This window comes from Pasteuria penetrans (assembly GCF_900538055.1).
GTDB lineage: Bacteria > Bacillota > Bacilli > Thermoactinomycetales > Thermoactinomycetaceae > Pasteuria > Pasteuria penetrans.
The window spans coordinates 33,051-55,676 of record NZ_UZAC03000004.1 but is presented as its reverse complement, the minus strand read 5'-3'; the positions used below and the strand labels follow the sequence as shown (position 1 = coordinate 55,676).

17 protein-coding genes, 1 tRNA gene and 1 pseudogene are annotated in these 22,626 nt (G+C 48.3%); 4 read left to right on the top strand and 15 right to left on the bottom strand.

Features of this window, described 5'->3' with window-relative positions:
• Window positions 1-149 precede the first annotated feature (149 nt).
• Window positions 150-542 carry a hypothetical protein gene (locus tag PPRES148_RS10070; RefSeq protein ID WP_149454528.1) on the bottom strand — a complete coding sequence of 131 codons (393 nt, stop codon included), beginning with the start codon at window positions 540-542 and terminating at the stop codon, window positions 150-152.
• Window positions 543-1,126: 584 nt separating this feature from the next.
• Between PPRES148_RS10070 and PPRES148_RS10065 the strand changes: the two genes are divergently transcribed.
• The 4 genes and pseudogenes from PPRES148_RS10065 (at window position 1,127) to PPRES148_RS10055 (ending at window position 6,072) form a co-directional block, all read left to right on the top strand.
• Window positions 1,127-1,211 (top strand) — tRNA-Leu (locus tag PPRES148_RS10065).
• Between the two features lie 1,687 nt (window positions 1,212-2,898).
• Window positions 2,899-3,645, top strand: coding sequence for a cytochrome c biogenesis CcdA family protein (locus PPRES148_RS10060; protein ID WP_149454527.1), 747 nt, complete (start codon window positions 2,899-2,901; stop codon window positions 3,643-3,645).
• A 434-nt stretch (window positions 3,646-4,079) separates the two neighbouring features.
• Window positions 4,080-4,208, top strand: a pseudogene (locus PPRES148_RS13430) (IS256 family transposase); the annotation flags it as partial.
• A 262-nt stretch (window positions 4,209-4,470) separates the two neighbouring features.
• On the top strand, window positions 4,471-6,072 hold the full coding sequence (locus tag PPRES148_RS10055) for a transposase (RefSeq protein WP_149454526.1): 1,602 nt from the start codon (window positions 4,471-4,473) through the stop codon (window positions 6,070-6,072).
• 569 nt (window positions 6,073-6,641) lie between these two features.
• On the opposite strand, the gene dnaI is transcribed toward PPRES148_RS10055, so the two are convergent.
• From dnaI to PPRES148_RS09985, 14 genes are all read right to left on the bottom strand, one after another.
• Window positions 6,642-7,580, bottom strand: a complete 939-nt coding sequence (gene dnaI / locus PPRES148_RS10050) for a primosomal protein DnaI (RefSeq protein ID WP_149454525.1) — start codon at window positions 7,578-7,580, stop codon at window positions 6,642-6,644.
• Complete coding sequence (locus tag PPRES148_RS10045) at window positions 7,577-9,166, bottom strand: DnaD domain protein (RefSeq protein ID WP_149454524.1); 1,590 nt, start codon at window positions 9,164-9,166, stop codon at window positions 7,577-7,579. Before PPRES148_RS10045 ends, dnaI begins: the two co-directional genes overlap by 4 nt.
• 333 nt (window positions 9,167-9,499) lie before the next feature.
• Window positions 9,500-10,540 (bottom strand): type I glyceraldehyde-3-phosphate dehydrogenase, encoded by a 1,041-nt coding sequence (gene gap / locus PPRES148_RS10040; RefSeq protein ID WP_149454523.1) that lies wholly within the window; start codon window positions 10,538-10,540, stop codon window positions 9,500-9,502.
• Window positions 10,541-10,615: 75 nt separating this feature from the next.
• Window positions 10,616-11,251 carry a dephospho-CoA kinase gene (gene coaE / locus PPRES148_RS10035; RefSeq protein WP_149454522.1) on the bottom strand — a complete coding sequence of 212 codons (636 nt, stop codon included), beginning with the start codon at window positions 11,249-11,251 and terminating at the stop codon, window positions 10,616-10,618.
• Window positions 11,252-11,283: 32 nt separating this feature from the next.
• The gene (mutM, locus tag PPRES148_RS10030) at window positions 11,284-12,138 is read right to left on the bottom strand and encodes a DNA-formamidopyrimidine glycosylase (RefSeq protein ID WP_246142991.1); all 855 of its coding nucleotides are present in this window, start codon (window positions 12,136-12,138) and stop codon (window positions 11,284-11,286) included.
• Window positions 12,116-14,803 carry a DNA polymerase I gene (gene polA, locus PPRES148_RS10025; protein ID WP_149454521.1) on the bottom strand — a complete coding sequence of 896 codons (2,688 nt, stop codon included), beginning with the start codon at window positions 14,801-14,803 and terminating at the stop codon, window positions 12,116-12,118. The genes mutM and polA overlap by 23 nt, the downstream gene beginning before the upstream one ends.
• A gap of 21 nt (window positions 14,804-14,824) precedes the next feature.
• Window positions 14,825-15,487, bottom strand: coding sequence for a phosphate signaling complex protein PhoU (gene phoU / locus PPRES148_RS10020; RefSeq protein ID WP_149454520.1), 663 nt, complete (start codon window positions 15,485-15,487; stop codon window positions 14,825-14,827).
• Window positions 15,488-15,554: 67 nt separating this feature from the next.
• Window positions 15,555-16,313 (bottom strand): phosphate ABC transporter ATP-binding protein PstB, encoded by a 759-nt coding sequence (gene pstB, locus PPRES148_RS10015; RefSeq protein WP_149454519.1) that lies wholly within the window; start codon window positions 16,311-16,313, stop codon window positions 15,555-15,557.
• Window positions 16,314-16,340: 27 nt separating this feature from the next.
• Window positions 16,341-17,285 (bottom strand): phosphate ABC transporter permease PstA, encoded by a 945-nt coding sequence (gene pstA / locus PPRES148_RS10010; protein WP_149454518.1) that lies wholly within the window; start codon window positions 17,283-17,285, stop codon window positions 16,341-16,343.
• Window positions 17,285-18,208, bottom strand: a complete 924-nt coding sequence (gene pstC, locus PPRES148_RS10005; RefSeq protein ID WP_246142990.1) for a phosphate ABC transporter permease subunit PstC — start codon at window positions 18,206-18,208, stop codon at window positions 17,285-17,287. The genes pstA and pstC overlap by 1 nt, the downstream gene beginning before the upstream one ends.
• Before the next feature lie 15 nt (window positions 18,209-18,223).
• Window positions 18,224-19,153, bottom strand: a complete 930-nt coding sequence (locus tag PPRES148_RS10000; protein WP_149454517.1) for a PstS family phosphate ABC transporter substrate-binding protein — start codon at window positions 19,151-19,153, stop codon at window positions 18,224-18,226.
• A gap of 21 nt (window positions 19,154-19,174) precedes the next feature.
• Window positions 19,175-20,119, bottom strand: a complete 945-nt coding sequence (mdh, locus tag PPRES148_RS09995) for a malate dehydrogenase (RefSeq protein ID WP_149454516.1) — start codon at window positions 20,117-20,119, stop codon at window positions 19,175-19,177.
• Window positions 20,120-20,162: 43 nt separating this feature from the next.
• On the bottom strand, window positions 20,163-21,455 hold the full coding sequence (icd, locus tag PPRES148_RS09990; RefSeq protein ID WP_149454515.1) for an NADP-dependent isocitrate dehydrogenase: 1,293 nt from the start codon (window positions 21,453-21,455) through the stop codon (window positions 20,163-20,165).
• 10 nt (window positions 21,456-21,465) lie between these two features.
• Window positions 21,466-22,581 (bottom strand): citrate/2-methylcitrate synthase, encoded by a 1,116-nt coding sequence (locus tag PPRES148_RS09985; protein WP_149454514.1) that lies wholly within the window; start codon window positions 22,579-22,581, stop codon window positions 21,466-21,468.
• Between the last annotated feature and the right edge of the window lie 45 nt (window positions 22,582-22,626).

The window sequence follows — 22,626 nt, the reverse complement described above, 5'->3', positions numbered from 1 at the left end:
ACGCAACCATCGCCCCCTCGGAGTTTATCGATCACTGTGGGAATTCCTCCTAACGAAATGCTATGTTGGACATTCCAAACGGACGAAACAACATCCTGTCTATCATCGACAGACGAATCCGATGAGATGGAAAATCCCCATTGCTGTTACTAAACGGAAGAGGTGGCAAGCTGAGGGGAAAAACACTGTTGCTGGGAAGAATTAGGATAGGAATCTTGTCCATGGGAAGCACTGTATGCATAGTGATAAGGAAAAAATGAAGGAGCTACGGTCGGCTCGACAGGGAAGAACGAACGAACTGCAGCACGATGCGCCATATGACACGCAATTTGATTGATCTCCTGCTGGCAATTTCGTACATATTGTCCCAGTTGCTGAACGAGATGCACACAAGTCGATTCCCTCTGTTCTTTATGCTGTGTCGTTTGTTGGTTGGACTGTTCCATTTGCTGTAATCGTTGGGAAATTACCTGAATCTGCCCCAGATGGGCGTTCAGGCGGGCCGCAATTGCGGAACAGGCGTAAAGAGATGGGGGATACATCGTTGAACCACTCCTCTTCTCAATTTCCATTGCTGGGTAAAAGAATAGACAGTCTTACACGCCATTATAGGGTAAATTTCAATCCCTTATACGTAAGGAATACCGTGTTTTAACTATCTGTTCCCCACTGTATAACATCGATTTACTTAATAATCAATAATGTTCCTTTTTGTAAAATTTTATAAATGGCACTATCCCTGTAGGCGTAAGGTCAAGGAACACAGGTTTAAGCCAAAACCAGACCCCAAGGGGAAGGGTCGCCAATATTTTTTTCTGGACCCGGATTCCCTACCTGAAAATAGGTTCCTGCTATGAAGTAATGAAATTGGCGGTCGGTATGAAGGACCCCGAATGGGAAGTAAGGTGGCAGCGCTAGATTGGAATTTTTAACTGGTCGTCGATCTCACATCACCCTGGGATAGGGGATTAGCCCAAAAATTGTATTGTGAGGAATCCAATTTGTAGAAATTCTCGATTGGGAAAAGTTTCCTCAGATAGTACCCCTGAATTTGTGTAACGAACCCCTTTTCCTATGTTGATTTTTCTGTTACAATGGTTCTCAAAATAGTGTTTCCTTGTGCATTGCCGGGGTGGCGGAACTGGTAGACGCACAGGACTTAAAATCCTGCGATCGTTTCGATCGTGTCGGTTCGATTCCGACCCTCGGCATTTCGTTTGTTAGTGTGTTGTTCGTATCCCATATGCTGGACACAAATCATGGGGCTCGTTTGATCCATGGATCGGTGGAATATTTTTAGCTGTACCGAGTCCCCCGCCTTACCGAATCATTATGGTAAAATCACCGGGGGATCTCAATTAGGTACGTAATACAATGAAATCACCAGATCTGATGCAAAAGCAAAATTGCCCCGCTGTTCCCTGTTTACCTATTGGTTTTCTATTTTTAGAAAATTTTGTTGAATGGATATGCAAAGAATAAATTGGCGGATAAAAAAAGGATCTTGGCCGTATATCGGACCTGGGGGTTCAGTCCCAGGGGTGAGGTTGGACCATGGTTCGATAGGTCCAATGCACCGTGGTAGGTTTCTATGTTTATATCTGCCGATTCCACGGCGATTTCGGTGGTTCAACAAAAAATAACCAGTCGTACGAAATTTTCAGGTGCAGTCCCCCAGAAAGGGGTACCTTTCCACCCCAAAGCACTTACGCCGGAAATACTCAAAAATACTGTAATATTCTAATAAGTTTGATATATTTTTTCGCAGTAGCACCGTGTGTCAAGAAGTCGTTCAAGAGATGAAGGTTGCTCGGCCCTTCGTAACCGGCTGGTAGGTAGCAGGTTACAAACCGCATAGTGCTGCTGGGGTCAAATGCCCTGGTTGTGAGCGATCTAGGAAAAGGCAGGGCATGACCCTGTCAGGTGGGAATCGGGGAGATCAGCGAAAGCGAACCGTTCAAAGACGCATCGAAAAGCGCAGTCCATGTCAAAACCGAGGTGGGGTGCTAACGTCGGGATGAACCGTGGGGGATGACCTATCTTCTGCCCCGGTGGCATGCGGTGTATAGGCGGGATGAACCCGATGTAGGCTCTTGATCGGAACTTGAGAGATCGTCGTACGGCGTCTGGCTGTCGCCAGATGGAAAAAGACCGAGGATAAAACCGAGGTTCCGTGCACGAAGTCGGATCAGCTCATAGTAGTGAGGAAGCTTCTGTAATGGAAGTGGAGCGAAGGGGCTGACTCATTCTGCGAAGGACAGTTAGATGAGAACTTTAGTGGGGAATCCACGGAAGGAGATCAAACGACAATTTTAGTAGGAGATCCACTAGAGGAGGTCACTGGAACCTCGAAGCAACATCCTCATAATCGAAGTAGGACCTAAAGGGTCTGAAGATTGGGATGGGATGAGAAGAGCCGGTCGACATCTGCCTAGATTTGGATTCTCTCCCACCATTGCTCTTTACCCCAGCAACACTAGGCGGTTTGTAACCTGCTACCTATCAGCCGGTTACGAAGGGCCGAGCAACCTTCATCTCTTGAACAACTTCTTGACACACGATGCATCCTCGAACGGTTTCGTTGAGCTCCCTAATCCCCACCGAACGAGGATTTCAGACCCCCGCCTTTGCCTAAACCGATCACCCCCCGGGACGTTTCTACAGCGTTGGATAGTTGGAATCCTTTCTGCCCGAAGGGCCGTTTACAACCTCCATTGCTTACATAGCTCACTTGACACACGTTTGGGGGGATTTTTTATAGAAAAGTAGTAAATAATACTGAGGACCAGGAACATCTGGAAAGATCCCATGTTGTAATGCTTTGCTTGGCATATAATGACTTAAAGTTGAAATTAAATATAAATTTTCTCCATACCAAGGGAGGATACGAATGTAGATATGGAATTCATCATAGAAATGAAAGAAATGATAGAAAATATTATAAAAAATATTGCGGAATCGACTCCTCTCCTGGCTTCATTTTTGGCGGGTATAATCTTCTTTTTCTCTGGTTGCTTTTTTCCCTTATATCCCACCTATTTGGCCTATATAACAGGTATATCCGTAACTTCCCTCCGGGAAGGAAAAAAGACCTGGGCCGTCTCCCGTGCTCTGGTCATGCACAGTCTCTGTTTCGTGGCGGGTGTATCCTTGATATTTTATATACTTGGATTTGGGACAAGTGCCGCCGGTTCCTGGTTCAGCACTTTTTGGAGCAACCAACAGGGTACCCTGCGCATCATAGGTGGTGTCGTCCTGATCCTTGCAGGTCTTATTATGGCGGGGGTATTCCAGCCCACATGGTTGCTCCGCATGCAACGACACGTTGATATTCCCAACAGACCTGTGGGCTACATAAGTTCCTTCCTCATCGGTCTGGGTCTTGTTTCCGGTTTGTCCCCCTGTTTTATGGTCGCAATGGGTCCGATATTTACCTTCATGGACCGGGAACCTGATCAAATATTCAACTGCATGACCTTGTTGTCCCTGGGTTTTGGTACTCCCTTCCTACTGTTTTCCTTTTTCCTGGGCTGGATGAAGTTTCTCGTTCGTTATACACGAATGATACAGACCATAGGTGGTTCTATCATGGTGTTCCTTGGATTGTTGCTGATTGTAGGTAAGTTGCATGTTTTAAATTATTAAATATTTTATTTTTTATCCAATAATCCCCTTCGAGATCGATGTACCCAATAGCCCTCTCGGGAACCAGATATGGTGCCTCCCCGATTCCATATGGTAAATGGGGAGGCACGCAACCCCCTACCCGAACGCAGCTGTATTTAAACTGTATTTAAATAGTAATAATTTTAAAATAAATTAAAAGACGGATTAAATAAGGCTTACATATAGCATGAATTTATTAATATATAGAATGTTATGATTATATAGAAGCAAAACCGGAAGGTAAGATAGGGGAGGGCCTAAATGGCCAACCAGTGCCGTCCATACTTTTGACCCAACACCCATAAGAGCCGCATAATGCGAGAGTATTACGTGTGGTTTTGTGAGAGGGTTGGCTGAGATGCTAGCCCTACTCGACGTGAGAGACTCAGCTGAAATGATAGGCTTACTCTCGACATTTAAAACGCATTACGAACAAAGCTCGCTACTATCCTGATGACAGGGCCGCTTATCGGATATCCACCCTCTTCTGTCTCCGTGATCACCAAAAACGGCAGGGAACAACGGACCAGAAGATAGCATGAACCATAGGGAGGCTCTTGGCCAAACTTCGGACCTGGGGGTTCAGTCTCAGGAGTGAGGGCTGAACCATGGTTCGATAGATCAAATGCATCGTGGTAGGTTTCTGTGTTTATATCTGCCTAGATTCGGATTCCCTCCCCCTGTATTCCAAAGTATTCTTGTGGGAACACAGTAGGACATATACGTTGTTTTTATAAAATTTAAGTTTTATATGTTATAATAATTGGCAACTCACCCTCTATCAGGGAATAAGGGGTTGTCGAGATGAAAACAGAACTAGATTTCCCAAGGCCCCCCTTTTCGGACGAAGTGAAAATCATGAAAATAGAGAAATTAGGGCCCACAGGATCAGATAAAATGAGAATTCGTTATATCCTAAAGTCCATTGTCAACCGTCCATCCCCGGGAATCAGGTGTTCCTGTGAGGATTTGGGAAATTTGGGACAAAAATTTGTGAAAGCGGGACTCGACAAGAAACGGAAAATAAAACACGGCATCCTTGGCTTATGGGAAATTGAATCCGTTATGAAACCCCAACGATGGAGATGTACCTACTGCGAGGACAAATTCAACCATGTGTATGCATTTGTTGGGAAAGGGAAAAAATATGCAGATTTTTGTAGGGAAATGTTCTCATCAACGGCAATACTATCTTCAGCAGCGAAAGCAGCAAGGTTACATGGAATACCGGTGAGAACAGGTTATACCCTATTTTTTGATGAATTTCTTCCTAGAAAGAGAAAAGAACTCGAGGAAAAGGCCATTAGGCAGGCCAGGGAACAGGGACGTTGTTTGACCATCGGTATAGATGATACATCGACAAGGAAAGGTAAGAACTACGCAAGCTATATCTATGATACAAAACTTGGGTCTGTATTGGCTGTGATAAAAGGCCGAAAATATGAGGAACTTATGGACTACCAGAGGCAAAATCACCACCTACATGAACTTGATCCAGCGGTTATTGCCATGGACCGAGCCCCTACCTATACTAAGTTTGCTCTATCGGAATTCCCTAACGCGCTTATTGTGTTTGATCGCTTTCACATCATCAAGAATATAAGGGATCTTACCTTACACCCCCCTCTGAAAGTCACTCTTAGGGATAAGCAATTTGCCCCCACCATAAAGGAATTGTTACTTGACCTACTATGGAAAAATTATCGGGAGGAACTTTCCGATCAAGAGAGGAATATTCTTAATGAATTACTTAGTTGTTCAGAAAAATTAAAGAATAAGTATGAATATATTACAGATTTGTTATCATTTTACAAGAAAAAAGAGAAATTCTTCCCCCGTGATTTCTTTGTTTTCCGCTGGCATTTGTCTTGTCATCTGCACTGGGAATGGGTGGACTGTATGTATAAGGAACTCGAAAATGGGAAATATCTGTCCAGGATCAAAGGGTTCGTAAAGGACGCCCTGAAGAAAAAACACAGAGGGTTACTTCCCGAATCCAAGAGGCTACTCCTGGAAAAAATATTTCATCTTGCAGATTGGCATAAACTTGGGGAAGCCTACGAATTTATAGAGGATGTCGGAAAATGGTATGACACCGATTATCCCACTTTTACCGAGGCTTACAATAATCTGCACGCTCTCATCGGGGAAGGATTACAGCACGACCACAAGAACATTAGAAAAGGTGCAGAGAGCCTACAGAGGGGGCAACAGTCCATTGCAAATTACCATCGAGGAGACAAGGCTACCAATGCTCTTATAGAGGGAAAGAACTGTGCCACCAAGCTTGACTTTCGCCAACGTTTTGGGGTTCGGATTTGGAGGAACTATGAGAACCTTGCTATCGTATGTCGCAATAGCCACCTGGAAAACGATCAGGGGGTAAATTGCCGGAATGTTTCATAATATTAATATAGTGTTTAATAAACATAAAATAAAATAAAAATGCATTCAATAATTTTGGATACATAATAGAAAAAAGCACATACTTTTGTTTCTATTTATTTTATAAATTAATAGAGACAGATGCTCTTCGGCATGGGCTCGTGTACAATAAACTGAATAAACAAACTAATTATGGGGAAGAATGGGTCCCACCTAATTCATCCTTAAAACTCAGAGTAGAAAAAAACCGCCCAAGGATATTCCGGGTCCGAAGTTTGGCCAAGAGCCAATATTATTACACAATATCGATATCAATAAACATATTTTTGGGTAGTAATACTTATAGACGTAAATAGGAGGGGGCTGTTCGCACCCCTCATCAGCATAAGAATTTATGGAATGCTTGTCGGGGGACTCCCCTTCAAGGACTATGAAACCATTGCCCACCAAAATGTAAGAATAATAATAAAATTACTACATAATACCACCCTTCATCGTAAGTATGGCCTTGCCCATAGGAAATCGAATCAGGGTACGTGAGACAAAAACAACAGGGAGGGCATGGGCTCCCCGAATCCGCATATTATTTTCTACCCATCTCCGGTACGACGATGATGGGTACGCCAATTAGGCCCCTGCACGCTATGGACTACCACATGGGGCTGAATACGTTCCAACAACCGCTTGGCCTTGATGGCCTCCATTCCCCCACGTTCTGTACAAGCCAAATGTTGTTCCAATTCCTCAAGACAGAGATTGGAAGTATATACCACTGGCTTTCCCTCCGCACTACGGTATTGAAGAATGGAACCCAGTACCTCATCCCTCTTCCAAGGTGTCAAAACCTCTGCACCTATATCATCCAAAATGAGCACGTCCACCCCCTTAAGGGCCAATAACCGTTCCCCCACGCGATTCTCTGAAATCGATTCCTGTAAATTACGAAGAAAATCAGGAACATAAAACATATAGGATGAATGGTTGCTCTCCGCAAGGCAATTGGCAATAGCACCGGCGATATGACTCTTACCGACACCAAAAGGACCATAAAGATAGAGACCCTGAATAGGACATTTTCCCTGTCGTACCGCACTACAAAAATTGATAGCAGCCGTAATCGCATCCACCCGTTGATCATCCACAAGGAGGGAGGAAAAAGAAGCGCTTCTTACATCACGAGGAATGCGGTGAGTGCGAAAGAGCAAATTCCTCTCCGTCTCCTCCCGTTTCTGTTGCAACAGGGGACAGGCCCGTAGTACGAGATCTACAGACCCACGATGAGCCACCAAATGTGATACGTAACCTTGTACAGAATTAGGACAACGATCCAAACCCGGACAGGAACGACAGGAACTCTGTTCCCGCAAAAACTGATGCACACGTGGTAGCGATTGCAACAGAGACTCTTTCTCCATTTCCGGATGATCCTTACAAAAACTAAGAACCTTCGGGTGATTCAACAACTTCTCACAATCCACCCCTACCTGTCTGCGTAGCTTCTCTGGCACCGCTTCCAACCAGGACTTCATGAGGATACCCCCTCTGACTCAGATCCTCGTCCCCCCCTCCTTCCATAATCATCTAGTGTACGCAACAGCGCTTCCACCGTTGCTTTTCCCTCTTCTGATTCACGTGGCAAACCACCAGGGCCCTTCCCCCCCCCTGACGATTGTAGAACAGATTCTTGCTGCTCAATGGAACGTGGTAATCGGAGAGCACGGGTTGCTGTTTTCCGGGTTTTTCCCCGGATCACCTTGAAATCGGGCTCTCGACGCGCCTGTTGGACTGCTTGTTCCAATGTTTGAATACCCAAGCGACGCCACTGCGCTGCAATCTTCTCCACCAGAGGGCGTGGCAGACGTTGATCATAACGCAACATAACAAACTCCAGTAAAACATTAACCACGGCTGCTGGCAACTGATGGGCATTCAATAGTTCCTCTACCAAACGAATCTCACTCTCTGGGACCTTTGCACCCCTCTGATAACGGGCCAACAAACGCAGGGGAGAAACCGTATTCAGAAGGGAAAAATGGACAGCCTCATCGGGGGTATGGGCCAACCCTGTTGAAAGCCAACGCTGCTGGTCTTTGATTTGCTCATTTCCTTCTTCGGGGCAAGGAACTTCCCCCGGCAACGAACTGGAAGCGATGGATTCATGCCGATCCTCCCCAGTACCTTGTTGGATCATTTTCGTCACAGGTGATGCTGATCGTTGCTGATGCAACGTGCGCGCATAGAACTCAAAACGCTCCACATCGATCACACCATCATTTTTCACAATACTTGGGTTTTGTGATATTTTAATAATATCCCAATTGTTCAAATTATAAATAAACTTTATGTGAGATATCCGTTTCCGCAAACTCTGATTCCACTGAATAGAAATTCCACCCGGTAGTTCCTCCGGCAATTCCTCCAGCACTGGGGGGGGGTCCAATTCCTGAGATCCATCCGAATCCAATCCACTAGATTCATCCTCAGAAGGAGCATCGGAAGAACCATGGTGGGTAAAGAGAGGGGATTCTGGATCTCCTGGATTTGATACAACCTCGGTGTTCATCTCCCCATGATCAGACCCTATGATGGGTTCCTCCGTTTCCTCAGTCAGAGGACAGATTCTCCCGAAAACTTCATTAAAATCCTTGGTTAACTCCACGGGATCTTCTTCCTCGTCCAATGAATCCAGCACTTGGGGCAAAAATCGATGCCGGAGGATTACGGCCCGTCGTTCCCCGATCTGTCGAACAAGAGCAGCAAATAGAGGCTCATTTCGGAAAAATTCCTCCGGACTACATGGAGATAGAAGTTCGTAATCATAATAAAATTCCCCCCCATTGGAACGGTCAAAGGTCCGCAACAAACCTACGCCTTCTAAGCGATAACGAGCTTTTACAAGGCAGGGAGAAGAAATACCACATGTTTGCAAAAGATCCTTGGTGGGGCGTACCATCGAAGCCCCAATACGGCGGGCAGGTAAATGGTGGATGAGGGTTTGGTACAAAGCAATACCAATACTCCCCACCAGTGGTTGATAGAGACACAATAAACAAGGGAGGTCTACTAATAAGAGCTGGCGTGTTTTGCAACGCCAACCGGTTTGGCGATCTAACACGGCATATATCCCCCCTCACACGCCACCTATCATTGTACACCCAGGAGCCTTATCTTGGAAACATCCTTCCCCATTTTACTATATTCCTTCTCTTTCGATCAGAATATATTTTTGCAGGCCGTAAAATCATAAAACACTTGATATGCACACCATCCTGGAAATCCTGTGTTACCCCTACGGGATGAAATCGTACATATCGTACTCCAAAGAGACATCTAAGATCACGGGCGAAATAACCTCCCCAGTGACACCAGGCTTGTCCCAATCCCACATCATTCCGTCCCCAGGTTGTCCCCAGGGAATTTTCCATAAAAAGGGAAGACAAACCCCCTTCTACATATGGATAGGAAGGGGTTGCGGTGATCCCCCCATCGTCATTCCATGAATATAATGTAACAAGTCAACAACTCGACAAGCATAACCCCATTCGTTGTCATACCACGCTAATATCTTAGCCTGATGGTCTCCTACCACTGTCGTCAGCAAACCATCAACAATCGCTGAATGGGGATCACCGTTGCAATCAGCCGAAACTAGGGGGGCCTCCACAAAACTCAAATATCCCAAAAATTCCCCCCCCGCCGCCATCTGTAAAACCTCATTGATCCGCGATCGATCCACTGGCTGGGTCAAGTGAACCACCAAATCAAGCAAAGAAACATTGGGAACGGGAACGCGTACAGCTAACCCGTGCAATCGCCCTGCCAACTCGGGTATAACCTCACCAATCGCCTCAGCCGCACCCGTTTTAGTAGGTATCAATGTCAAGGAAGAAGCACGAGCCCTCCGTAAATCCTTGTGCGGATTGTCTAGCAGCTGCTGATCATTGGTGTATGCGTGCACTGTTGTCAGTAATCCGTACTCAATACCAAAATAGCGATGAAGAACCTTCACAATGGGAGCCAGAGCATTGGTAGTACAGGAGGCAGCGGAAAGCAATTGATGTTGCTGTGGATCATACCTATCATGGTTGACCCCCATAACAAGGGTTGCATCCAAATCCTTCCCAGGAGCGGTCACCACTACCCGCTCAGCACCTGCCACCAAATGGCCCGCGGCGCCCTCACGATGTACGAAACAGCCCGTTGCTTCCACAACTACCTCAACACCCAATTCCTTCCACGGTAGTGCACGCGGTGATCGTTCCGACAGGCAACGGATCCTCCGGTCTGCCAATTGTAAAGAATCACCCTCTACACCCACATCGTGCACAAAACGACCATGAACCGTATCAAAGGTAAGCAAATGGGCTAGGGTAGCGGGTGGGTGACAAGCATTGACCGCAACAACCTCTATATTGGGACAGGTAACGGCGCGTCGTAATACCATTCTTCCGATACGACCCAGCCCATTGATACCCACGGAGAGAGCCATAATGAATTACACCCCCCGAAAGCAAATTTCTTCCCCATTCGTACATACCCATACAAGATTCCCTTGGCAAAAACCTCAACAGTCCCCATCCCTAAAATCCTCCCATAACCGGTTCACCTGTTCCTCTGTCTCCGCCCGGGTACCCTGATTGTCAATGATCCAAGTTGCGTGGGATCGCTTTTGCTCTATATCCCATTGTGCAGACAATCGCTGGGTAATCCCCACCTCGGGGAGACGATCCCTCATTCGTAACCGCTCCCGCTGTACCGATTGGGGCACATAAACCAACACAATTCCCTCGGGGAAATAGGATACCCAACAGGCCTCGAAGAGCAAGGGTACCTCCCAAACAATGAAACGGGGGAGAAAACGTTTCAAAATAACCCTCTCCTCCTCCCGCATCCCTTCCAGGATACAGGGGTGTAACAACTCCTCCACACGACGTCGCTGTTCTGGACAGCTAAAGATACAACCAGCTAGAGCATTACGCTGTAAAACCCCATTCTCATCAAAAAAACGGGACCCGAACACTACTCGTAACCTTCGCCATCCCTCAGCACCGGGCTGTACAATAGCACGGGCAATCCTATCAGCATCGATCACGTGCACCCCACGGAAACGAGCTAGCATGGCGGCCACTGTACTCTTACCCGTAGCTATACCACCCGTCAAACCTAACCTCCCCTCCCATGATCGCACATCAGAAACCATGACTCCCCCCCTTAGTCCGGGTAACTGGATGGTTAGTTGATACGGGTAGGCGGGGGTTGGCAACGGGGACAACTATGCGTACCGCGACCCACAATCACCTGTTTCTCAATCGGGGTTCGACAGTGAAAACATGGCCGGCCTGCCCTTCCATAAACACGCAGGGCAGACTGAAATCCCCCCATCGTACCATCGATGTGTCGGTACGAACGTACCGTAGTGCCACCGGTACGTAAAGCTCTCCCGAGCACACAACGAATGGACGCGTGCAAACGTATCATTTCATCCTCCCGCAAACTACCTGCCCTACGCAATGGATGCAATCGCGCCAAAAACAACGTCTCATCCGCATATATATTCCCCAAACCCGCAATGTGCTGCTGATTGAGCAAAAATCCCTTGAGGGAACCACGGCGATTTCGCAAAATTTTCCGTAAATCCTCCCAATTCCATCCCCTATCCAGTGGTTCAAATCCAAGATGTACCAACGGGGGGCATTGAAAAACCGTAGACAGGGGAACAAGATCAAAGGTACCAAAGGTACGTACATCGCGGTAACGGAGTTCACGTCCATCGTCCAATCGGAAAATCATATGGGTATGTTTGTCTAATGTTTCCACAGCCATAGCGATATGGTAGCTTCCCTCCATACGCAAATGGGAAACCAAGGCCCAAGGAGGTACAAGTAAAAGTAAAAACTTTCCGCGACGCTGAACGGCTGTAAATTCCCTATCCTCAAGGGCCGCTGTGAAATCCTCTAGGGTTGGGGAACGGACCAATCGTGGTAAACGAACCTCCACCGATGCAATCCTACGACCCACTAACTCAGGAACCAAGGCCCTCCGAATCATCTCCACCTCGGGTAACTCAGGCATTTTTCTTCGCCTCATACCAATTCGGACCCGTGGCCACATGAACCACTAGGGGAACAAGAAGGGGGTAGGTATTTTCCATGATACGGCGAACATTTTCTGCCACATGGGATAACTCAGAAGATGGGCCCTCCAATATGAGCTCATCATGAATCTGCAACAATAGGGAGGATTGTAGGCCCTCGCTTCGCAACCAAGCCTGCAATTGCACCATAGCTTGTTTGATCAAATCAGCCGCCGAACCCTGCACGGGGGTATTGATTGCCATTCTTTCTGCCATCCGTCGACTCGGTGCATGCGGGGAACAAAGATCAGGCAAGGCGCGTCGGCGTCCGAGGAGGGTAGTCACAAAACCAGATTCCCTAGCTCTCTCAATGATTTTCTCCTGGTATCTCTTGATCCCTGGATAGGTTGCAAAATAGCGATCGATGAAGGAACAGGCCTCGGAATGGGGTACATTCAATTGCTTGGACAAACCAAAACCGCTCATTCCATACACAATACCAAAGTTGATTGCCTTCGCCTGATGACGCATGGATGGTGTTACAGCCTCACGATCCACCCCAAATACCTGTGCCGCCGTTTCCGTATGTACATCATGGGATTTCAGAAAGGCAATCCGCATAATCTCATCCTGAGAGAGATGGGCCAAAATACGCAACTCGATTTGTGAATAATCAGCAGTCAACCAAAACCAATCCGATTGTGAAGGAACAAAGGCCCGGCGAATCTTATGCCCCGCCTCCAAGCGGATCGGGATATTTTGCAGATTGGGTTCCGTACTACTCAATCGACCCGTTGCAGCTACTGCGGTTTGAAAGGTAGTGTGAACTCGATCCCCATCCCCTAACTCCCGTTGCAATCCCTCCACATAGGTAAAGCGAAACTTCCCCAATTGGCGGTACAGTATGATGAGTTCGATTACCTCATGTTGGGGAAGCAAAGAAGTCAATACATCCATATCAGTGGAAAAACCCGTTTTCGTACGTTTTCCTGTGGGTAATCCCAACTTTTCAAATAAAATGGTGGCCAATTGCCGAGGGGAATTGAGGTTGAAAGTAGAACCCACAATCCCATAAATAGTTCGTTCCAGATCTTCCATTTGCTCTACCAATTCTAGCTTCTGTTGTTCTAGAACGGCCCCATCAATTCGGACCCCGCGTAGTTCCATCGCCGCCAGAACTCCCAACAAGGGCTGTTCCACATCATGCAACCACTCCCACAAGCCCTGCTCCCTCACCCTATCCATAAGAACAGGGGCTAAACAAGCCAAGCTAATAGCCTTCTTACCTATATGACGCATCATGACCCCATTGAGGACCCAACGACGTTGGGAATCCCTAGTATATACATTTCCATCTTCCAACAGCGGGGTAGAAAGGAAGGAAGCGGTAAGGGACGCCAAACTAGGCTGCGAACGTGTGGGATTCAACAGATACCCAGCCTGAAAAGTATCACATTGAATCCCTTCCAAGGACCAACCTACCCTTTGCAACAGAATGGAACTCCGCTTACCATCATGCACCCACTTAGGAACCATCGGATCAGCCAAATAACGGCGTAAACCATCCACTGACTCCATATGGTCCCAGGGCACACAGTATGTAGTTTCACCATCCGACAAAGCCATGGTAAGCAATGGACCCCGGTGTGGATTGGCTGAGGCACCCTCAAAAACAAGAGAACGGGGCTTATCCAACGAAAGCCAGTGGGTAAGGGATTTTCGTTGCTCTTCTGTTCCCACAAACACAACAGATTCCTGTTCTCCCTCTACAGCAGGTTCCTCTCCCTCGTTGGTGGAATTCGTAGAATCCCCCGAGGGCAACCGGGACAACAGGGACTGAAAGGAAAGCTCAGTAAAAAGAGCGGAAACCCGTTCCCAGGGGGCCCCGGAAAACCCTAGCGTATCCAATGGCTCCTGAGGTAAGGGTGCATCCGTAACAATCGTTGCCAATTGCTTACACAACAGAGCATGCTCCGCATATTCACACAAATTGATCTCCCAGCGTCTACTACGTTTTTCCAATTGCTTTACATGCTCGATAGCATTTTCCAAACTAGAAAAACGTTGGAGTAAAGTGAGGGCTGTTTTGCTCCCGATCCCAGGCACACCAGGAATATGATCCGAAGCATCCCCCGCCAAACCTTTAGCATCAATCAATTGTGTAGGGGATAGACCAAAATGATCCCGTACTGCTTGTTCATTGTAGCACTGCGTATGGGAAACACCTTTACGCATCAAATGAACTTCCACCCGGTCCCCCTCCACCAATTGGAGGAGATCCTGATCCCCCGTCACGATCACTACCCGCAATTCGGGGGCCCAACGACGCGTCAATGTACCCACAATGTCATCTGCTTCGTAACCCGGCAGGGAGAATTCCCGTAAACCAAATGCCGAAAAGAGTCGACCCAAACCCGCTATTTGCATGGCCAACTCGTCCGGCATTTTCTGTCGCTGTGCCTTGTAATCACTATAGACCCGGTGGCGAAAGGTAGTTTCCCCCACATCAAGAGCCACCCCTACATGGGTAGGCTGCAGCTCTCTCAATACCCGTAGGAGCATAGAGGCGAATCCGTACACCGCCTGTATGGGCCTCCCCATCGGGTCCGTCAGGGGAGGAAGTGCAAAAAAAGCTCGAAAAGCAACACTATAGGCGTCCAATAGGAGGAGTCGTTTCATATGCCCCTACGACAACTCCCTTCAATTCAAATCCGCTGAATGTCCCGTCTCCGTGTACACAACATGCTCAGCAATATTCGTCGTATGGTCTGCAATTCTCTCCAAATAACGGGCTACGAAACAAAATTGTAGAGCTATGAAAGCCGATGCACTACCACGAGGAAAATAGGAGCCCCACTCCAGTAAAGCATCACGATAGCACCGATCTACCTCATCATCTGCCTCTGAAACAACATAAGCACGTTCACTATCGCCCTCCACATAACTAACGATACCAGAACGAATCATTTGCTGTGTCAACTCGGCCATTTTCACGATAGGGTCCGTTGGTAACAGAGTGGGATCCTGATCCCGCAATACCATAGTCACATCAGCGATGTTGGTGGCCAAATCAGCCATACGCTCAAAATCAGCCGCCATCCTGAGTGTAGATATTAACTTCCGTAAATCCTTCGCAACAGGTTGTTGGGTTGCAATCAACTTGATCACAGTATCATCAATGGTGGCTTCCAAAGTATCAATAGTCTGATCAGAATCGCGAACCTGCTGAGCCAAAGCAACGTTTTGTGTTAGGAGGGAATCCACCGCCTGCTCCACTGCTGTAGCCACCTTCTCTCCCATACCCAGAAGCATCCTTTTCAAATCGGCTAATGCTTGATCAATGGAGCGTGTTCTTCCACCCATTCTCTACCTCACTTTTCCTTACCTTTCTCGTCGACCCCCTTACCGGCGATCGACGGTATCCTAAATTTCAACCAAAACGACCCATGATATAATCCTCCGTACGCTTTTCACGCGGGGTAGAAAATAATTTTGCTGTTATAGCGCACTCCACCAGTTCCCCCGCCAAGAAAAAGGCCGTCTGATCAGAGATTCTTGCTGCCTGTTGCATATTATGGGTCACGATCACAATGGTATAATGCTGTTTTAATTCTCTTAACAATTCCTCAATTTTGGTGGTGGAAACAGGATCCAGGGCAGACGTTGGCTCATCCATCAGCAAAATATCGGGCTCCACCGCCAGGGCACGAGCAATGCAGAGACGTTGTTGCTGTCCTCCCGACAAACGGGTAGCGCGATTTTGTAGACAATCCCTAACCTCATCCCACAGGGCCGCCCGCTTTAAACTATGCTCTACCAGGGAATTCAGGAGTTTACGCTCACGTACACCATGAATCCGTGGACCATACGCCACATTATCATAAATACTCTTGGGAAAAGGATTGGGGGCCTGAAAAACCATTCCCACCTGACGACGCAACAAGCCTGTATCTACACCAGGACGATAAATATCCTCCCCATGAATACGCACTGCACCCGTCATGCGTACGTTGGGAAACAGGTCATTCATACGATTGAGGGTACGTAGAAAAGTTGACTTTCCGCAACCCGAGGGCCCTATAAGCGCCGTGATACTGCAAACTGGCATCGTTAGACTAATGTCTTGCAATGCATGTTTATCCCCATAATACAAATTGACACGCTTAGCCTCGATGGCTGGTGGTTTCACCAGAATTCCCCCCTTCGCACAAACTCCCTAAGGACGAGATCGTTCCCTGATGATCAGAGCAATGATATTAAAGGCAAATAATCCTGCTAGGAGAACCACAATGCCCGCAGAGGCTAAGTTTTGAAAATCGTTTTGCGACTCCGAAATCCAGTTATAAATTTGAACGGGCATAGAAGTAAAATCATCCAAGGGTGTTATGGGTAGCCGTGTGAGAAAGGGAACCACCCCAATGAGAATCAGAGGCGCCGTTTCACCGAAAGCCCGCGCTACGGCAAGCAACATACCGGTTACCATCCCGGGAAGAGCACGGGGTAAAACCACCCGACAAATCGTCTGCCAATGAGTGGCCCCCATAGCATAGGAGGCTTGGCGAAGAAAATCGGGCACACCACGAATTGCCTCCTGGGCCGCAACAACAACAATCGGCAATACCATGAGAACCAATGTGAGTGCGGCCGAGAGAACACTCGTTCCGAGATGCAACGCACGAACAAATAAGGTAACGCCTAACATTCCATAAACCACAGAGGGTACAGCCGCCAGGTTAGACAAATTAAGCTGCACAAAGCGGGTCCAACGGCTAGGTTTAGCATATTCCTCCAGATAAAGTGAGGTGGAGATGGCCAGGAAAAAGGCAATCGGTATCACGAGAAGTATCATAAAAACCGAACCCCATATGGCCCCTAAAAAACCCGCACGGGAGGGTAAACGCGAGGGCATTACCTCGGTGAAAAAGGTAGTAGTAAGCCAGGGCAAACCTCGTTGTACCACATCAACAAGCAACCAAAAAACAATACCAACACCCAGCCAAGCTGCCATACCACACAGCGCATAGACTAATCGATCCAACCATTTACGACGCCATTGCCATGACAATCGCGTTGGGATTGAATCCTGCCCAGGGGAAAACGGCGAAGCAGCGGAGGAAGAAGCGGAGGAAGGGGGACGCACGGGATCCGGTGAGACAGCCATTACGCATGCCTCCTCTGTAAAAGACGCGTTACCCTAAGGGCTATGGAATGCAGGAAAAAGGTGAATAAGAAGAGCAATAGACCCACTGCATACATGGAATGATAGGGTAATCCTCCCTTAGCCGTATCCCCATCGGATACCTGGGCCATAAAAGCCGTCATCGTTTGCACGGCCTCTAGGGGGTTCAAAGTCAAATTAGCCGTCGCCCCAGCGGCAATAGTTACAATCATGGTCTCACCAATAGCCCGGGACAATGCAATGGCAAAGGAGGCTACCACACCAGAAACGGAGGCCGGTAGAATGACACCCCAAGCCACCTCAAAACGCGTGGCCCCCAGGGCATAGGCGGCCTCACGGATACGCGGCGGCACATTGCGCATGGCATCCTCACTCAGGGAGGCAATGATGGGAAGAATCATCAAACCCACTACGATCCCGGCCGACAAAGCATTGAAGAAACCAATCTTTGGGAAAATAGATCGCAGGGAAGGTGTAACCGCCATGGAGGCAAAAAAACCATAAACAATGGTGGGAATGCCGGCCAACAATTCCAGAAAAGGTTTTAGGATTCGACGCGATCGAGCCGAAGCATACTCGCTCAAGTAAACCGCTCCCCCCAGTCCCAAAGGTACGGCCACTAGGACGGATACCCCTGTTACCAATAAGGTTCCCACAACCAAGGGTAGGACACCGGCCCGCTGCTGGTCTGCCGAAAATAGGACCGTCCACTTCGTGTCCGTCAGGAAGGTTTGAACCGGTACGATTCGAAAAAAGGGAATAGACTCCCAAACTAACGTAATCACGATACCTAACATAGTTAGGACAGAAAGTAAAACGGAGGAAAAGAGTACCCAAGGGACAATTCGTTCCCTGCGCTGTTTTCTATTGTCGACGGTTCGAAAACGAAACATTGGTTGCCGCAAAACGGCTCCCCCTCCTCATTTTCTAGAAAGCCGCTGTTCCCAAGACGAATATTCTTGCGATGGAAGGGGCACTCCATGCACACCGATGAATACAACCCTCCCCCGCAGGAAAAAACGCAAGAATTCCTGTATCTCCGGTCGATATAAAACTTCCTCATTCACATATAGATAAAGCTTCCTCGTCAACGGATAAGAACCGTCTGTTACCGTTTGTACAGTGGGGGCAATCCCATTCACTGCCAGGGCCTTCAATTTATCCCTATTTTCCGCATAATATCCGAAGCCCAAATAACCTAAGGAAAAACGATCACTGGCAACAGCCTTAACAAGGATATTGTCTCTACCACTTTGTTGATAATCCGTACGACTGAACTTTTCTAAACCCGTTATCAACTTTGTAAAAGACTCAAAGGTTCCAGAGGCCGTATCTGGACCATACAAAGTCAGTTTCTCATCTGGCCAGATGGAATTGAGATCACGCCAAGTGTGAACCTGGCTACCCGGCTGCCACATCCTACGTAGCATACCCAGATCAATTTCCCCTAGGAGAGGATTGTCCGGATGAACAATCACAGCGATACCATCACGAGCTAAGGGAAATTCGACCCATCGAAGACCCCTAGCAATGGCCTGTTTTCGCTCTTCCGCATTGATAGGCCGCGAAGCGGTAGCAATATCGATCTGACCCCCGATGAGTTTACGGATACCCCCCCCGGTCCCCGAGGTGCCTACCTTGGGACTGACCCAAGGGTACTCACGACTGAATTCCTCCGCTGCCGCTTGCACGATGGGATAAACGGTACTTGAACCATCCATATAAACCGTCCGCTTGGCGTCTGAGGGGGATTCCTGACAACCCCCAACAAAAATCATCACGAGTATACCTAAGCTTACCAACAATACAAGCAAGGGAACTGACGTGCGCCGACGACACCGTGTTGCCAAATCCCTGCCCCCTTACCCCGCCTACACTGCCTTCAAAACTTGCAACACGCTGCGGACAGAATTTACGGAAAATTCCAAAGCCGACTTTTCCTCCGAAGTGAGATCGATGGTTAGAATCCTCTCCACCCCACTCGCACCCAAAACGGCGGGCAGACCCAGGTAGAAATCCCTGTAACCGTACTCACCCTGTAGATAAACAACAGCAGGCAGAACACGCTTGCTATCCTGTAAAACGGCCATTGTCATTTCCACCAAAGCGGCACCAGGGGCAAAATAGGCACTGCCAGTTTTCAGCAATTGGACAATCTCGCCGCCACCCTTTCGAGTCCGTTCGACCAAAGCAGATATTTTGCTTTCATCCAACAACTGAGTAAGAGGAACCCCACCCACGGTCGTATAGCGGGTGAGCGGTACCATAGCATCGCCATGCCCCCCTAACACGAGACCACAAACATCTCTGGGGGCTACGCCCAATGCCTCCGATACGAAGTAACGAAAACGGGCCGTATCCAATACACCCGACTGCCCGATGATACGCTGCGGGGGGAAACCAGTGGCTTTGAAAACCACATACGTCATGGCATCAACCGGATTACTCAATACGATGACCACAGCATCAGGGGCAAACCGGGCAATATTCTTCCCAATTCCATGAACAATCTGCTGGTTCGTCACTACTAAATCATCACGACTCATCCCGGGTTTACGAGGAATACCAGCCGTGATGATGACCACATCGGCCCCTCTCAAGAGTTCCATTTCACTACCACCCTGCAAATTTCCTGTCGTTTGCAGAATGGGACTCGCCTCGGCCAGATCAAGACTCCTGCCCCTCGTGGGATCCTCCACCTCCGGTATATCAAGCAAAACAATATCCCCTGCGCCCTCCTGTGCCAAGAGTAACGCCGTCGTCGTACCTGTGGCACCCGCACCTACAACCGCTATCTTTCTACGCGAACAGGCCATCGTGACTGATTCCTCCCAAAACAAATTTTTCCCCACCATACATTCAATCCCCCATACATGCAATGACCCGATCGGCAAAGCCAGAACAACGGACCCGAGTGGCCCCCTCCATCTGGCGAGCTAAATCATACGTTACGGTTTTTTGGGAAACGGCGGCCTCAATACCCTCCTCCACCTTTTCTGCAGCCCGCGTCCAACCGATATGGCGAAGCATCATGGTACCAGACAAAAGCAACGAACTAGGATTTGCCCTATCCTGCCCTGCATGTCTGGGTGCTGTACCGTGAGTAGCTTCAAAAACAGCGTGCCCCGTAACTTCGTTCAGATTGGCCCCCGGTGCTACTCCAATTCCGCCTACCTGAGCAGCAAGTGCATCTGAGAGATAATCCCCATTCAAATTGAGCGTAGCAATGCAATCATATGCCCTAGGACGCAACAGAATCTGTTGTAAAAAGGCATCAGCAATGACATCCTGGATTACAATCTTTCCCTCTTCCACAGCCCTATCGGCCGCCGACTGGGCTGCTTCCACCCCCTGTTCCTTTGCTATTTTCTCATACTGCAATCCGGTGAAAGTCTTCCCTCCGAACTCACGCTCTGCCAGCTCATAACCCCACTTTTTGAAAGCACCCTCCGTGTATTTCATTATGTTACCCTTATGAACCAGAGTAACATTTTTCCTCCCCCAGCGAAGGGCATACCCGATGGCGGAACGAACCAGTCGTTCCGTACCCTCACGGGACACAGGTTTGATACCGATCCCGCAGGAGTCAGGAAAACGAATCGTTGAAACCCCCATTTCCTCTTGTAGAAAACGAATTATTTTCTTGGCTTCAACGGAGTCTGCCTCCCATTCGATCCCAGAATAAATATCCTCTGAATTCTCCCTGAAAATAACCATGTCCACATCACCAGGTCGTAGAACAGGAGAAGGCACGCCCGGGATATGGCGAATGGGACGCAAACACACGTAAAGATCCAATTCCTGCCGTATAGCCACGTTGAGGGAACGAATCCCTTCCCCTACGGGTGTGGCCAAAGGGCCCTTGATAGCAACCCGATAACGTCGTAAGGCATCCAATGTGGTCCTCGGCAACCAACTCCCCACCCGTTGCTGGGCTTTTTCACCAGCATACACCTCATACCAAACAATTTTCCTCTTTTTTCCATAGGAACTGGTTACCGCGGCGTCGAGCACCCGGCGCGTAGCCATCCACACATCGGAACCCACGCCATCCCCCTCGATGTAGGGAATGATCGGCTGATCGGGTACCTGTAAAGAAGAATCCTTCCATGAAATAGGCAACCCTTCGGAAACCGTTTGCAACTCCGCCATGAAATCCCCCCTACACTCGTTTTTCAATACTTACATAGGTATTATCTGTAGCACCCGTATAGGCGGCCCGCGGACGAATCAGACGATTGTCAGCATACTGTTCCAAAATATGAGCAGTCCACCCCACCATACGACTCATGGCAAAAATGGGTGTGAACAAATCCCGAGGGATCCCAAGATAGGCATAAACAGAACCGGAATAGAAATCAACATTGGCTTTCAAATTTTTTCTATGATTCATGAGTTCCTCAATGGCCACCAAAATCTCGTACCATGTCTTATCCCCAGCACGTTCGGACAATTCCTTGGACAAAGCACAAAGATAGGCAACACGTGGATCCCCGTCCCGATACACACGATGGCCGAAACCCATGATTTTTTCTCTTCGCTCCAAACGTTTTTCAATGAAAACCCCTACACGATCGGGGGAACCAATTTCCTCTAGCATGGCCATCACACGCTCATTCGCTCCCCCGTGCAGGGACCCTTTCAATGCACCCAAAGCAGCCACCACCGCGGAATGCATATCCGCCAACGTACCCGCTGTTACCCGCGCTGCGAAGGTGGAGGCATTGAGCTCATGGTCCGCATGCAACACCAGTGCCTTATCAAGAGCGCTTACCTCCACGGATGGGGGCTCCTCACCCCTCAATAGGTACAAAAAACCACGGGCAATACCCATGTTCCGGGGTAAAGGGATCGGCTTATGTCCAGCCCGCAAACGAGCGTAAGAGGCAAGAAGGAGGGGGAATTGGGCCGTGAGTCGAACAGCCTTACTCAGACTTGCTGCCGTAGAAATATCCTCCGCCTGGGGATCATAGAGGGAAAGCGCAGAAACCATAGTCCGCATGACCGCCATCGGATTGGCGTCACGGGGTATAGACCGCAAAAGCTGTTGAATCTCCTCCGACAGAACAGCCTCCTCATGGAGTTTTTCCTTCAGGGCATGAAGCTCAGGGGAGGTGGGTAACCTCTCATACCATAGTAGATAGGCAACCTCCTCGAAAGTGGCATGATTTACCAGATCATCAATGCTATAACCGCGGTAGGTAAGTACACCGTCCACAATAGAACTAATTTCCGATGAGAGCGCTATGACATCTTCCAAACCCTTCTTTACGGTCATCCATTCTTCACCCCTTCCCCTTAATCAATGGGATGCACCCAGCCC